The sequence below is a fragment of the Yersinia massiliensis CCUG 53443 genome (genome assembly GCF_000312485.1).
Taxonomy (GTDB): domain Bacteria; phylum Pseudomonadota; class Gammaproteobacteria; order Enterobacterales; family Enterobacteriaceae; genus Yersinia; species Yersinia massiliensis.
On sequence record NZ_HE997643.1, the window covers coordinates 646,117 to 659,709 of the forward strand.

Genomic DNA, 13,593 nt, shown 5'->3' on the forward strand with positions numbered 1-13,593 from the left:
TTAGTTGGCGTCAAAACGATATCCCTGACCACGAATGGTCGTAATCACTTCACCTTCATGTTCCGCTAACAGTTTTTTACGTAATCGCCCCATTAATACATCAATAGTATGGCTCTCACGTAGCTCTGCATCAGGATACAATTGCAGCATTAGGGTCTCTTTGCTGACAACTTTACCGGAATTACGAATCAGGGTTTCGATGATGGTGTATTCGAAGGCGGTCAGTTTAATCTGTTGCTGATTTACGCACAACTCTCGACGCGAAAGGTCAATCTGAAACGGCGGGAATTCTATGATCTGAGATGCTAGGCCAATATTACGCCGCATCAAGGCCTGCATCCGCGCGATGACTTCTTCCAGATGGAAAGGTTTGGTCACATAATCATCAGCACCGGCTTCTAATACAGCGACTTTATCTTGCCAACTTTCGCGTGCCGTCAATACCAGTATAGGCAAGTTAGTTTGGTGGCTCCGCCAGCGGCGAATCAGACTTAATCCGTCTTCACCAGGCAGCCCAAGATCAATAATAGCGATATCAGGGGCATGCTCTTGCAAGAAATAGTCTGCCTCTTTCGCATCTTCTGCGGCATCAACCTGATGGCCCATATCCCGCATTTGCACCGTAAGATGGTGGCGCAACAAAGCATTATCTTCCACAACTAGAACCCGCATACCACGTCCCTCGATAAGTAAATAACCGGATAAGCAATATTACCCGGTAAGTTATTAATTAGAAGTTATAACGCAAACCTACTTGCATTGCTTGGTCACTCACCTTCCAATTATGATAGGTGTATCCCACTTCGCCCGCGAGGCTTTGTGTGAACGCGTAGCTAGTCATAATGCGAGCTTCATGGAAGGCACGATGGTCATAGCTCGCCATTCGATAGGCAACATCCATACCGACATTCTGCGATAGCTTGCTTTTAATACCAATTTCGCCTGTGACACTATTGTAGGTATTGGTTTTTTTACCATCTTTGCTGGCATCAAATACCATTGCGCGGCGACTTGCGCCCACTAAACTATAAAAATCGATATTAGGGGAAAAAGCAAAGTGATACCCAACGCCGAGAACGGCTTCTGCAAGACCTCGGTCACTATTGGCAATGCTATTTAGGCGACCATCAATAAACACATTGTTATCAAAGCCATAACCACCGTTGATATAGATACCACCCATATCGCGGTTACCGACATGCGCGTAGTTATTTTGACTAAATTGTTTGTCAAAACTCGCATTATTATTGATTGCGCCGTATTGAAGTCCACCAGCGACGTATGTGTAGTCACTCGCCATTGAGGTGGCACAAGTTCCCATCAAGGTGAGTGCGAGTAGGGTTGGTTTCAACATCTGATAATAACTCCTGCGTGTAAGAAATCCTTTTGATATCGTTATTATTATCAATCACAACGACTAAACAGGGTGTAAACAGGGCAGGAGCGTGACGGGATAAAAATGATTAACGCTAATGAGCCTCATCCTTGAGGCTCAAGCAGTGGCGATTTATTATTTTAATTCATCAACCATGGTGACCGCCCGACCAATATAGTTAGCGGGTGTCATAGCTTTCAAACGGGTTTTCTCTTCATCCGGCAAGGCAAGACCATCAATGAACGCTTGCATACCTGCGGCATCAACACGCTTACCACGAGTCAACTCTTTAAGTTTCTCATAAGGTTTTTCAATGCCGTAACGGCGCATAACCGTTTGGATTGGTTCAGCTAACACTTCCCAGTTATGATCCAGTTCTTCTAGTAAGTGCGCTTCGTTAACTTCTAATTTACTGATCCCTTTCAATGTTGCTTGATAGGCGATCAATGCATAGCCCAGACCGACACCCAGATTACGCAGGACAGTGGAGTCTGTGAGGTCACGCTGCCAGCGAGAAACTGGTAATTTACTGGCTAAGTGGCCCAGCACTGCGTTAGAAAGCCCCAAATTGCCTTCAGAATTTTCGAAGTCAATCGGGTTCACTTTATGCGGCATGGTACTGGAACCAATTTCACCTGCGATAGTTTTTTGCTTGAAGTGATTTAGAGCAACATAGCCCCAAATATCGCGGTCAAAATCGATCAAGATGGTATTGAAACGGGCAACACAGTCAAAAAGCTCAGCAATATAATCATGAGGTTCGATTTGAGTGGTGTATGGGTTCCAAGTGATACCCAGCGAAGTGACAAACTCTTCGCTGAACTGATGCCAATTAACTTCAGGGTAAGCCACGATGTGCGCATTATAGTTACCTACCGCACCGTTGATTTTACCCAGAATCTCGACTTGTGACAGTTGACGGAACTGGCGCTCCATTCGGTAAGCGACGTTCGCAAATTCCTTACCGATAGTTGACGGCGTGGCGGGTTGGCCATGAGTACGAGACAGTAATGGCAGGTCACGATACTGATGTGCTAACGCTTTAATCGAATCAATGATCTGTCGCCACATCGGCAAGACAACGTCCTGACGAGCAGTGTGCAACATTAGGGCGTGGGATAGGTTATTGATATCTTCTGAGGTGCATGCGAAGTGAATAAATTCTGAGACTGCATGCAAAGCAGGAATACTTTCTACTTTCTCTTTCAGGAAATACTCAACCGCTTTTACATCATGATTGGTGGTGCGTTCAATGACTTTGATGCGCTGTGCGTCCTGTTCATTGAATTCTTGCACAATCTCATCAAGGTAAGCGTTTGCGTCGGCATCAAAAGCCGGGACTTCTTTGATTTCTGCACAGGCGGCCAATTTTTGCAGCCAACGTACTTCGACCTGCACACGGAATTTCAGCAACCCGAATTCGCTGAAGATTGGGCGCAGTGCGCTGACTTTATCGCCATAGCGTCCATCAATTGGTGAAACGGCGGTCAGTGAGGATAATTCCATCGGTGGCGACTCCTGAGATCAGATTTCAATTATGAGCAAGAATACTCTGTGCCTGCTTAAACAGACGATTTCGAGAAAACATTAATTGCAAGCGGCTTCCGCCAACTTGCTGCCAAAGTACGGCTGAGCGGATACCTGCGAGTAGGGTGGCGCGAATCTTTGCCTGTACCAGCGTGCTTTGTAAAATTGCAGGTGAACCTATGACCTGAATGCGTGGGCCTAACGGGCTAATGACATCCGTATAAATAGATGCCAATGAGCTCATCATGGTTTCAGATTCAAGGTCAAAGTGTGCCAGTTGGCGATCAAGCTGATTGATACGATCACCTAAGGTATTCATGGCTGACTTATTTGCATTGAGTTTACGTTCTAACACCATCAGACTCAGGGTATAGCGAGTCAATTCCGCTGCTGGCCCTTGACGATTGGCGTTTAGAACGCTTTGCAGTGTTTCCAGCCCCATTTTCAGGGATTGTTCATCACCACCATACACGGCCAGAGTTGAAGGAGGGTTGGTTTGCAACAACCCGCCCATCACTGTATTTAATGCGTCATTATCGCACTGGCCCTCATGGGCCAATTGTTGAACCAAGCGAGCTGACTGACAAATTCCTGCCAATGCCAACGTAATATCATAATAATTCTTCGCCACGGTCACTCCTGTAAACGTTCTGGTTCATGACTAACTCGATGCACTTTGGTATTAATTGGCAGTTGAATCAGTGAGTGGATAACGCTCTTCAATAATACCACCACCAAGGCAGACTTCACCTTGATAGAAGACGGCAGACTGGCCAGGTGTTACCGCAGCAACGGGTTCATCAAACCGAACCTCAACGCGCTCATCATTCAACGGCGTCACGGTGCAGGGAATATCTTGTTGGCGATAACGGGTTTTTACCACACAGCGGAAAGATGCCGTAACAGGTTCACGATCGACCCAATGTAGCTGCTGAGCAATAAGGCCCACAGACATTAAACGTGGGTGTTCATGGCCTTGTGCGACCAACAAGATATTGTTCGCAACATCTTTATCCACCACATACCAAGGATCATCGCCACCGTCTTTGGTACCACCGATGCCCAAACCTTTACGTTGCCCCAGCGTGTGATACATCAAACCTTGATGTTCACCCACATGCTGACCATCAACAGTCATGATAGGGCCAGGCTGCGCGGGTAAATAACGGCCGAGGAAATCACGGAATTTACGTTCACCGATGAAGCAGATGCCAGTCGAGTCCTTTTTCTTGGCGGTGATAAGATCCAGTTGCTCTGCAATGCGACGAACCTCTGGTTTTTCTAACTCCCCCACGGGGAATAGACTTTGAGCAAGTTGTTCGTGACTCAGCGTATAAAGGAAATAGCTTTGGTCCTTATTGCCATCCAATCCACGCAGTAAGCGGCTTTTGCCGTCAACATCCTGACGGCGGACATAATGGCCAGTAGCAATATAGTCAGCGCCGAGATCTTCGGCAGCGAACTCAAGGAAGGCTTTAAATTTGATTTCTTTATTGCAGAGAATATCAGGGTTAGGGGTGCGCCCCGCTTTGTATTCTTCCAGGAACAGTTCGAAAACGTTATCCCAATATTCTGCGGCGAAATTGACGGTGTGTAACTCCATGCCCAGTTTGTCGCATACCGCTTGCGCATCGGCCAGATCGGTCGCTGCTGAGCAATACTCTTCACCATCATCCTCTTCCCAGTTTTTCATGAAAAGACCCGCAACTTGGTAGCCTTGTTGCTGGAGCAAGTACGCGGAAACGGAAGAGTCGACACCGCCGGACATACCGACGATTACTTTTTTCTGGCTATTATCTGACATGGGAGTCTCACTAACGTAAATACCTCAGGTCCAGCAGCGTGATGGTGGATAGACTATTCAAACGATAGACCCGCGCGGGAAGGCATTATAAAAACAAGCGCCGGATTTTATCACGTTGATCGCGCCACTGCATTGCACAATCGCAGTCTGAATGAAATTACCCGTGTAAATCGAATCTACCTTTTAGAGTGGCCAATTAAAGCTGCCTACCAAATCAAGCGAATAGCGCTCCGGTTGTTGGTAACAACGAATGCTCTCAGCCACCAGAGGTGAACGCAAATTAGTCGATTGTAGAATCTCATCGGCAGTGAGCCATAAGCAGCAGTCGATATCACTGTCGTGGGGTTCGGTAGGTAATGGGGCCGGCAGTTCAATCACGAATGCGAAACGTAAAAACGGAGTTCGGTCTGGCGCGATCCATTGATGCATCCGTAAAAATGATTGGGGTGTGGCGCGGATGCCCGTTTCTTCCCAGAGTTCCCTTTCGGCGGCTTGTAATAGGGTTTCATCGGCTTCTAAATGACCCGCAGGTTGATTCCATAGTTTCTTACCGTTGATAGTCTCTTCGACAACTAAAAATCTTCCTTGTGCATGAACGATACAAGCAACAGTCACATGGGGCTTAAACATGCTTTATCTCCTTCCATTCGCCTGGCTGTAAGTCACCAAGGCTCAAATTTCCCATACTGAAACGTATCAGACGTAGGGTCGGGAAGCCAACATGAGCCGTCATTCTACGGACTTGCCGGTTACGACCCTCGAAGAGCGTGATCTTAAGCCAACTAGTCGGAATAGATTTACGTTCTCTGATTGGGGGGTTACGGAGCCAAAGCCATTCGGGTTCGCTCACTAATTCAGCACCGGCTGGTAAGGTTGGGCCATCTTTTAAGGTCACACCTCGTTGGAGCATCGTGAGTGCTTCCTCTCCAGGGACACCTTCTACTTGAACGAAATAGACCTTACCTATTTTTTGGGCCGGTTGCGTCAGTTTGGCTTGTAACTTGCCATCGTTGGTTAATACCAGCAAACCTTCACTGTCCCGATCGAGTCGACCTGCAGCATATACATCATTAAAAGGGATAAATTCCTTTAATGTCCTGCGTCCAGACTCATCCGTAAACTGTGGTAACACATCAAACGGTTTATTGAATAACAGCACTCGACGTGGGGATACTGGCGTGTCTGACTTCGCCTGTGACTTAGTGCTGAATCGGTTAACTTTGTGATTTTTAACAGAGAATTTATTCATGATTATTGCGATTTCGAATGATTAGCGCATTATACCTCAATCCGTTTCGGATTGGCGTGGAACGAATATTCAAGTAGTATTGACACGAATCTTACAAGGCATTAACAAAATTGCGCTGAAGGAGAGGTTGATGGAAAGCAAAGTAGTAGTTCCGGCAGAAGGTAAGAAAATTACTGTCGATGCTCAGGGTAAACTGGTTGTTCCGCATAATCCGATCATTCCATTTATTGAAGGTGACGGTATTGGCGTTGATGTGACGCCAGCCATGATTAACGTAGTCGATGCTGCGGTTAAGAAAGCCTACAAGGGTGAGCGTAAAATCTCTTGGATGGAAATCTATACCGGTGAAAAATCAACGCATGTCTACGGGAAAGACGTTTGGTTGCCAGAAGAAACGTTGGATCTGATTCGTGACTACCGTGTTGCGATTAAAGGTCCATTAACCACACCAGTCGGTGGTGGGATTCGCTCTTTAAACGTTGCTTTACGTCAACAACTCGATTTGTATGTGTGTCTGCGCCCAGTTCGTTATTATGAAGGCACGCCAAGCCCAGTCAAACACCCTGAATTGACTAACATGGTGATTTTCCGCGAGAACGCAGAAGATATTTATGCGGGTATCGAATGGAAAGCCGGTTCACCAGAAGCCGAAAAAGTCATCAAATTCCTGCGTGAAGAAATGGGCGTTAAAAAAATCCGCTTCCCTGAGCAATGTGGTATCGGTGTAAAACCCTGTTCAGAAGAAGGGACCAAGCGTTTGGTTCGTGCAGCGATCGAGTATGCAATTACCAATGATCGTGAATCTGTGACGCTGGTTCACAAAGGCAACATTATGAAATTCACTGAAGGCGCATTTAAGGACTGGGGTTACCAGTTGGCGCGTGAGGAATTTGGTGGTGAGCTGATCGATGGCGGCCCTTGGGTTAAAATTAAGAATCCAAATAACGGCAAAGACATCATCGTAAAAGATGTGATTGCAGATGCTTTCCTGCAACAAATTCTGCTGCGTCCTGCGGAATATGATGTTATCGCGTGTATGAACTTGAACGGCGATTATATTTCTGATGCATTGGCAGCGCAGGTTGGCGGTATCGGTATTGCTCCAGGTGCTAACATCGGTGATGAGTGCGCGTTGTTCGAAGCGACACACGGCACAGCGCCGAAATATGCGGGTCAAGATAAAGTGAACCCGGGTTCTATCATTCTGTCGGCTGAAATGATGTTGCGTCATATGGGCTGGTTCGAAGCGGCTGATTTAATTATCAAAGGCACCGAAGGCGCGATTCAGGCTAAGACAGTGACTTACGATTTCGAACGTCTGATGGACGGCGCTAAACTGTTGAAATGCAGTGAATTTGGCGATGCCATTATTCAGCATATGTAATTGCATATTGATTGCAATATCTCACGGAGGCTTCGGCTTCCGTGTGTTTTTAGTGCCTGTCTCAACTCTTCTGCAAAACTCCTGCAAAACCCTTCTGCAAAACTGAACATAAAACGAACCAATTTATACAGCTAAAACAATCCAATCTTTGCCGCGATCATCATTATATTTGTCCGTCATGACTTGGTTTTTATGTCCAAGTAATGTTTTGGTATCTACTCCTTGATCGCGGTATAGCCTTTCAGATAATGAGCGTTGCTCATGAAATGTTGGAGGCGTACCGTCTTTCCAATCTAATCCACTTTTATCTCTTGCGGCAGAGAAACCTGTGGTGACAGCGTTGCTTGATACTTTCCCCCCACGTTTAGCCATTGATGTCGTGTGGTGGTAATGAAGCATGTATGGGCTGATAATGAGGTCGCGACATCGAGTTATAACATCCTGTAGCGTATATCCAAGAACGTCACATTTTAGAGTTAGTGGTATAGCCAGTCTGGTGCCGGTTTTCTCCTGCACAATATGGAGGTGATTATCCCACACGTCGCTAAATTTCATTTTTGCGACATCCCCAAGCCGTTGGCCAGTAATAAGAGCAAGAAGCATAGAGTTCTGGATATAGTTCTGCATGCCAGCAGCTGTGCTAAATATTGACTCCCATTCATCAAAACTCAGGCGTAAACGAGTAACCTTATTCGTCGGTTGTTTAGTTGCAAGTGCAGGATTGTAGCCGGGAGGAACCTCACCAGCATGTTGCGCTTCCTTGTACGTATCGATCAGTACCATACGGACAACCTGCGCCATTCGTTTTTGTCCCTTGTCTTTATATTCCTCGATTACAGAAGCTATATCCCTAGCGCCAATATCAGGAAGGAGTAACATTCCACAATGACGTCTAAACGCTTCGATTGGTGCATTTTTTTGCTTAAGTGTATTGAGCTTTATTTCTTCATTGTTATAACGTTCTTGCTGGATAGAGAGATAGCGATCTAACCAAGTGTTAACTGTAATTGCCTTACCAATTTTGAGACTGATCTCATCTCTCGCTTTTAATAGCTGCCCCATTTGTTGCTTAGCAAAACGAGTATTAGCCTCTATAGCGATAGCCTTTGCCGCATTCTCATCATCACCTAGCCCATGAAATTTAAGGGTGATAGGGTGCTTATAACGCCAGTAGACCTTTTTGGTTCTGGCGTCTGTATAACACGATAGACCTGGTACATTTATGTTGTACTTACGAGGTCTGGCCATCTTCCATTATCCTCTTCAGGCGTGGATCATCGTTTTGTTTAACCATTGGTTTAGTTTCCATTCCGATGAACCTTGCAGTTTTATCGACCCGCCAGCATTTTCCCGCCTTCATTGGTGGTGGCGAGATCATGCCGCTTTTGGCGTATTTTATAAGAGTGGCATAACTAGGAATTGGTTCATCAAATTCCTCTTTTGCCCACACTGTTAAGGCCTGCGTTCTCGCCATAGTCATTCTCCACACTATTTATTTAAAGGCCCTCCGCACACGGGCCGTGACTAAAATCATTCTGTTGCTGGTGGATCAAGCTGTACCGGCTCAGCAATGACGCCATCTACTGGCAGGCATTCATATTCAGGTGGTAGACCTTGCTGTTGGATGTCGGCTATACAGTTCTTATCATCCGGATAGACGTAGCCTTGCGGCTCGTACTGGCACGGCTGAAAGGTGTAGCAGACGAGTAGAAACAGGCCGTACATCATGATTGAGTGGCCGCAGTTAACTCATTGAGTCGTGCCGCGAATACGACACGGATCTGGCTTGGCGTCATTGGCACTATTGCAATGTCAGCCAGAGGGATACCCTCAAGCATCGGCCATTCCTTACCATCATCGATGTCTAGTTCTTGGCGTTCGGTTGCCAGCATAATCAGATCGCAGTAATGGACGACTTCTGACTTTTCCGCAGGAAGCCCAAACTTTTCACGAATGGCCATATCGATTCGATGCTCAATAACTTTGTAATCAGGCAGTAGGCGTTTAAGAGGGGAGGGAATATCTCTGCAATATGCCTCGCTTGCATCATGCAATAAGGCTTCAAAAGCGAATTCTTCCGGCACAATTTGGCTCATTAACCAGCAGTGTTGAGCTACGGAGTAGAATACTGGTAATTGCCCAGCAAAACGGCAGTCATTGGATAAGCCTTGAATAATATCTTTATCGCTAATACTGCTAGGAATAGGATTCAAATAATCAAAGGTCAAACCTGAATAAGTAGTAATACAAGTCATAAATATACTCCACACGGTTTTTAGGTAATATCCAGCCAAATACCCCATTGCTGGGATATTTGAAGTGATACTATTAAATTAAGGTTTAATTAATTATGCTTTGAATTTACCGATAAACGTTTCAACTTCGACGTCTTTAAATTTATCGGTAAGTAGTTCTAGAAATTCAACAGCAATTTTTTCTTCTTCCGCTTCTAATTGAACAATGCGTAATACTAAAACGGGAACATTGCCACCAGTGAGGATGCTATAACGCAATTTAAAACGGCGTTCACCCAATCCCTCATAGGGAATACATTTAAATTCAAACGCTGTTGGCATAACATCTTTACTTTTGGCTTCGACACTTTCCATTACGGAGCGTTTCGCGCTGAAATCTTGGTCTTCATGATCGGCAGAGCTGGTTTGCTCGATAGTGATACGACGAACTGCACCAACGGCTTTCTTTATATCGAGTACCACGCCGTCTGCATCAAAGGCTAGCAAGAACTCACGGTAATCTTCTAACCATTCAGCAAGTTCTTTCTGAGACTGCTTGCGACCATCAATATTAAGCAGTTCGCGGAATGGAGCGGTTTTCTTGAGACTCAGACTGGCGGTGTTATCTGCATGTCCGGGATTAGATAACGTGCCAATATTAAAGATGGTTTGTGCGCGCATTTCATCAGCATCAATAAAACAGCGAACACCTTCACCAGCATAACCAGAAGAATATTTTACATACTCATCAATGCTGCTGGTTTCCATAGAACCACGGAAGCGGTAGCGCTCAAGCTGGAACTGCTCAAGACTTTTAACTGAAACGCTAGAGGGTAAAGCAATGGTATCGCAAGCGGTGGAAGCTAATTTCCGTTCAACTAATGATGCTAAAACCATATCGCGAATTTCGGTGATGGCTGATGAATCTAATTGTTGAGACATATAAAGTCCTTAAGAATATAAATAAATTATGATCGAGTGATGAGTAATTAATTTACGGTTTTTAATTTACCGTCTGTTTCACCTTTAATTGTAAATAGCTGGCCCTGATCTTCTTGCATAATTGCCAGCTTGCCGCCTTTCCCAACATACATAGGCGTTTCGGTCGTATCTTCTTCGGAGGACTTACCGCGAGGTGTTGGGGTAGTAAATTTCAGTTTATGGGCGATCATTACGCGCTTTTCTTCCATTGAATTACTCATGCGAGATAGATCAAATTCAATGGTTACCTTTCCTTTGCCGCCATTATTTAGAACGCCTAACGCGGCAGCATTTAAAGCAGCTGATATTTTATTTTCGAAAATACCGGCATCCAGCTCACCAAGAAATTCCGGCACCACGGTTTTTCTTTCTTCGCTCATCGGGGTGATCCTCTGTTATGCAGCTTGCACTGCAGGTTAGTTACTCCACACACAGAGAAGTGCACCGATCCGGGGGCTTTATACTGTACAGGTTTAAAGGAAAAACCCGTCCGGAGCACTTCTCTGTGTGTAAAAAGTGCGGCTGGCCATAACTGGTGTTGGCAGGCGCAGCCGCTAAAGACACAGCACAGCAATGGAACAAGGTTGTAGTAGTGGGATTCGAACCCACATAACGTCCGGCCGGTCCGCATGAGATAATCTGGGTTATGAACCTTGATTAGTGCTCACCTCCCTCTTCTGAGGGCGCTCTATCCGGATTGAGCTATACCACAACGGTAAGAGCATTGCCGGTGTCTGAATCGAACAGACCATTTCCTTGCCCATCACCAGATAATAAAAAATCTATCTGGCGTCTGGAATTGAACCGGACTCAATGCCTTGCTCGTCAATGCTCTTACCTGTTGTGTGCCGGTTACGGCTCCGGTGTCGATTCCCTTTTGTGTCGCTTTATCAGCGCTGATAACGAAGGAAAGAGCGACCGTATGCAGTGTGGTGTTCGTGGTATTACTCAAAGACAACGTTTAAAACTTCCTGCAGATCGCCATCACACAGGGCGATATACCCATCTGAATACATGTATTGAAGCCATTCGATACTGATATTTCTGTAGTTAGCCATTTCAATTACTCCACACTGTTAACCCTGTTTAGCGAATCATCCGGTGTTTCGTATGCCACCGGTAGCTACTACGTGGGCGTCCTTCCTGTTCGCTGTTGATGAGTTGAATGTACCTAAAGTTACCTTTACATGTCAACACAAAGAGTACCTAAGGTTACATTTAATTTTGATTGTAGAATGACAGGTACAAAAAAACCGGCATATGCCGGTTTTTGTTGTTTGGTTGAATTAGAGGTCTTGAGTAACCTGGATAACTCTTCCTATGATTCGGCAGTTACCATTTATTTCTATAGGCTTAAATGCTGGATTTAAAGGCATCAAGTAACGATTAGGGCCATCCCAAACAAGTTTTTTCACTGTAGCCTCCGCTGTACCATCTATTACCGCCACAACAATTTTTCCGTAAATCTCGTCAAGGGAGCCATAATGAGGCTCCACAATAACCATAGAACCCTCTGGGATTGTCGGCAGACCATTCGGGTTTGTCATTGACTCCCCGCGAACTATCAATGCGAATGCTTCATCTGAAACTTTCATTGTTGTGTGACACCACCCAATGACATCAGATAGACGTGCTGCTGCGTTTGTATCTGTCCACTCCCCAGCCTGTACAGAAGATATTACAGGCACTGCGAATGGTACTAAGGGGACGGGCTTAAGGACTGTATCATCTTTAGGGTTATCTCCGGTCCCATATAAAAGCCACTCTGGTGTTGTAGATAAAACAATAGCCAATTGGTGAAGATTCTCTCCATCCGGCTTAGTTACACCAGTTTCCCATTTGGTAACGGAGACGCGACTAACCCCAAGCACTTTAGCCAATCCTGCCTGAGTCATGTCTAGCTGTAACCGCCGAGAACGAATTCTCTCATTCATTTCACTTTTCATGTAACCAATGTTACATGAGTTTAATGTGAAAAGTGTTTGCTCTATCATGTACCTTTTGTTACCTTTATTTTGTAACCAACTACAGGAGTGAGCATGAAAAAGATATTAGTTACTGATTATTTTGGAGGCGTAGCGAAAACAGCATCGGCTCTAAATATCAGTCATCCCGCAGTATGTCGGTGGGGTGAAATAATCCCTGAGAAACAAGCGCTAAAAGTGGAGAAGATAACTAAAGGTGATTTGAAATACGACCCCGCGCTTTACAAAAAGACTACGGCACCAGCGGCTTAAGTTAAACCACCAAAAGGGGAGATAGATTGTGGATATAGCGTGGTTATTTCTTTCTGATAAACGTAAGAAGCTCATTTATGGCGGGAATAATTCCCTCACCATGGCGGATGCTCGCGATCATGCTGTTGTCATGGTAGTACTCAACGGCATCAAGAGCAGTAAAGTAATTATCAATGGCTCTATTGTATTTTTCTGCCTGTCTAATGCTCATGTGAATGCTGAGATGTTCGAGTTCATCTCGACTGATGTAGGGGTAGTCAGCATCTCCAGCCTCAAACTCTCTCAAAACCCGCAGAAATCTCCGCCGCAGTGGAACGGAAACGGTGTTGAATTCCTTACGCCTGTCTCTATTCACACTAAGCCAGTGGCCGAACCAAGTACCCAAACCAAAAGAAATAACAGCCCACAAAAAAATGATGAGGGGAGGGTTAGTGTTGAAAAACAGAGCGAACTCACTCCAGAGGGTAGTCATAAATTTTGGCAACTCCTTTTAAGCATGATTGCTACTTCTTTGTTTTTATTACCATTAGGCGCTTATTTCGGCATGCGGGGAACGCTTCGCCACGACTGGGCTAAGCATAAATCAAAGCGTCGAGTACCGAAAGCACTCCCGCTGGCGATGATTTTAATCTTGTCCATACCCCGCCGCATTAAGCCCCGTTGCTGGCAAATATGGGAACAGCGCCATTGGTTTAGAGATATGAAGGAATGCCACGGGCTGGAGCGGGCCTATGAAGACACACAGTTTTGGAAATGGTCAATCAATAAGACCGATTACCAATAGAGATTAAAGCAATAAATT

17 protein-coding genes and 1 tRNA gene are annotated in these 13,593 nt (G+C 45.4%); 3 read left to right on the top strand and 15 right to left on the bottom strand.

Annotated features, from left to right (window positions below; all coding sequences use genetic code 11):
- From phoP to rluE, 7 genes are all read right to left on the bottom strand, one after another.
- Nucleotides 1–672 carry a two-component system response regulator PhoP gene (gene phoP / locus BN68_RS02860; RefSeq protein WP_019209636.1) on the bottom strand — a complete coding sequence of 224 codons (672 nt, stop codon included), beginning with the start codon at nt 670–672 and terminating at the stop codon, nt 1–3.
- 58 nt (nt 673–730) lie between these two features.
- Nucleotides 731–1,354, bottom strand: a complete 624-nt coding sequence (locus BN68_RS02865; RefSeq protein ID WP_019209637.1) for a YPO1635 family putative outer membrane beta-barrel protein — start codon at nt 1,352–1,354, stop codon at nt 731–733.
- Between the two features lie 156 nt (nt 1,355–1,510).
- Nucleotides 1,511–2,881 (bottom strand): adenylosuccinate lyase, encoded by a 1,371-nt coding sequence (purB, locus tag BN68_RS02870; RefSeq protein WP_019209638.1) that lies wholly within the window; start codon nt 2,879–2,881, stop codon nt 1,511–1,513.
- 25 nt (nt 2,882–2,906) lie between these two features.
- Nucleotides 2,907–3,533 (bottom strand): high frequency lysogenization protein HflD, encoded by a 627-nt coding sequence (gene hflD / locus BN68_RS02875; protein ID WP_019209639.1) that lies wholly within the window; start codon nt 3,531–3,533, stop codon nt 2,907–2,909.
- 51 nt (nt 3,534–3,584) lie between these two features.
- A complete protein-coding gene (gene mnmA, locus BN68_RS02880) occupies nt 3,585–4,706 on the bottom strand; it encodes a tRNA 2-thiouridine(34) synthase MnmA (protein ID WP_019209640.1) in 1,122 nt (373 codons plus the stop codon).
- 183 nt (nt 4,707–4,889) lie between these two features.
- Nucleotides 4,890–5,336 carry an NUDIX hydrolase gene (locus BN68_RS02885; protein ID WP_019209641.1) on the bottom strand — a complete coding sequence of 149 codons (447 nt, stop codon included), beginning with the start codon at nt 5,334–5,336 and terminating at the stop codon, nt 4,890–4,892.
- Entirely contained in the window at nt 5,329–5,955 is a 627-nt protein-coding gene (gene rluE, locus BN68_RS02890) for a 23S rRNA pseudouridine(2457) synthase RluE (RefSeq protein WP_019209642.1), read from the bottom strand. The genes BN68_RS02885 and rluE overlap by 8 nt, the downstream gene beginning before the upstream one ends.
- A 130-nt stretch (nt 5,956–6,085) precedes the next feature.
- On the opposite strand from rluE, the gene icd reads away from it, so the two are divergent.
- Nucleotides 6,086–7,339 (top strand): NADP-dependent isocitrate dehydrogenase, encoded by a 1,254-nt coding sequence (gene icd, locus BN68_RS02895; protein WP_019209643.1) that lies wholly within the window; start codon nt 6,086–6,088, stop codon nt 7,337–7,339.
- 123 nt (nt 7,340–7,462) lie between these two features.
- Here the strand turns inward: icd and BN68_RS02900 are convergent, their stop codons facing one another.
- The 8 genes from BN68_RS02900 to BN68_RS02930 all read right to left on the bottom strand — a co-directional run bounded on the left by BN68_RS02900 (nt 7,463) and on the right by BN68_RS02930 (nt 12,500).
- Nucleotides 7,463–8,587, bottom strand: a complete 1,125-nt coding sequence (locus tag BN68_RS02900) for a phage integrase Arm DNA-binding domain-containing protein (RefSeq protein ID WP_019209644.1) — start codon at nt 8,585–8,587, stop codon at nt 7,463–7,465.
- Nucleotides 8,571–8,813: an excisionase gene (locus tag BN68_RS02905; RefSeq protein WP_019209645.1), complete on the bottom strand. Its 243-nt coding sequence runs from the start codon at nt 8,811–8,813 to the stop codon at nt 8,571–8,573. Before BN68_RS02905 ends, BN68_RS02900 begins: the two co-directional genes overlap by 17 nt.
- A 56-nt stretch (nt 8,814–8,869) precedes the next feature.
- Nucleotides 8,870–9,067 carry a hypothetical protein gene (locus BN68_RS02910; RefSeq protein ID WP_019209646.1) on the bottom strand — a complete coding sequence of 66 codons (198 nt, stop codon included), beginning with the start codon at nt 9,065–9,067 and terminating at the stop codon, nt 8,870–8,872.
- Nucleotides 9,064–9,594 carry a hypothetical protein gene (locus BN68_RS02915; RefSeq protein ID WP_019209647.1) on the bottom strand — a complete coding sequence of 177 codons (531 nt, stop codon included), beginning with the start codon at nt 9,592–9,594 and terminating at the stop codon, nt 9,064–9,066. Before BN68_RS02915 ends, BN68_RS02910 begins: the two co-directional genes overlap by 4 nt.
- A 93-nt stretch (nt 9,595–9,687) precedes the next feature.
- The gene (locus tag BN68_RS02920; protein WP_019209648.1) at nt 9,688–10,515 is read right to left on the bottom strand and encodes a YfdQ family protein; all 828 of its coding nucleotides are present in this window, start codon (nt 10,513–10,515) and stop codon (nt 9,688–9,690) included.
- 47 nt (nt 10,516–10,562) lie between these two features.
- Nucleotides 10,563–10,934 (bottom strand): hypothetical protein, encoded by a 372-nt coding sequence (locus BN68_RS02925; RefSeq protein ID WP_019209649.1) that lies wholly within the window; start codon nt 10,932–10,934, stop codon nt 10,563–10,565.
- A gap of 204 nt (nt 10,935–11,138) precedes the next feature.
- Nucleotides 11,139–11,266 (bottom strand) — tRNA-OTHER (locus BN68_RS23810).
- Nucleotides 11,267–11,840: 574 nt separating this feature from the next.
- Nucleotides 11,841–12,500 carry a LexA family protein gene (locus tag BN68_RS02930; RefSeq protein WP_186375654.1) on the bottom strand — a complete coding sequence of 220 codons (660 nt, stop codon included), beginning with the start codon at nt 12,498–12,500 and terminating at the stop codon, nt 11,841–11,843.
- Between the two features lie 93 nt (nt 12,501–12,593).
- Here BN68_RS02930 and BN68_RS02935 point away from each other — a divergent pair, with 93 nt between their 5' ends.
- Together BN68_RS02935 and BN68_RS02940 are read left to right on the top strand one after the other, a co-directional pair.
- Complete coding sequence (locus tag BN68_RS02935; RefSeq protein WP_019209652.1) at nt 12,594–12,791, top strand: Cro/CI family transcriptional regulator; 198 nt, start codon at nt 12,594–12,596, stop codon at nt 12,789–12,791.
- A 28-nt stretch (nt 12,792–12,819) separates the two neighbouring features.
- Nucleotides 12,820–13,575, top strand: coding sequence for a hypothetical protein (locus BN68_RS02940; RefSeq protein WP_019209653.1), 756 nt, complete (start codon nt 12,820–12,822; stop codon nt 13,573–13,575).
- Nucleotides 13,576–13,593: the final 18 nt, after the last annotated feature.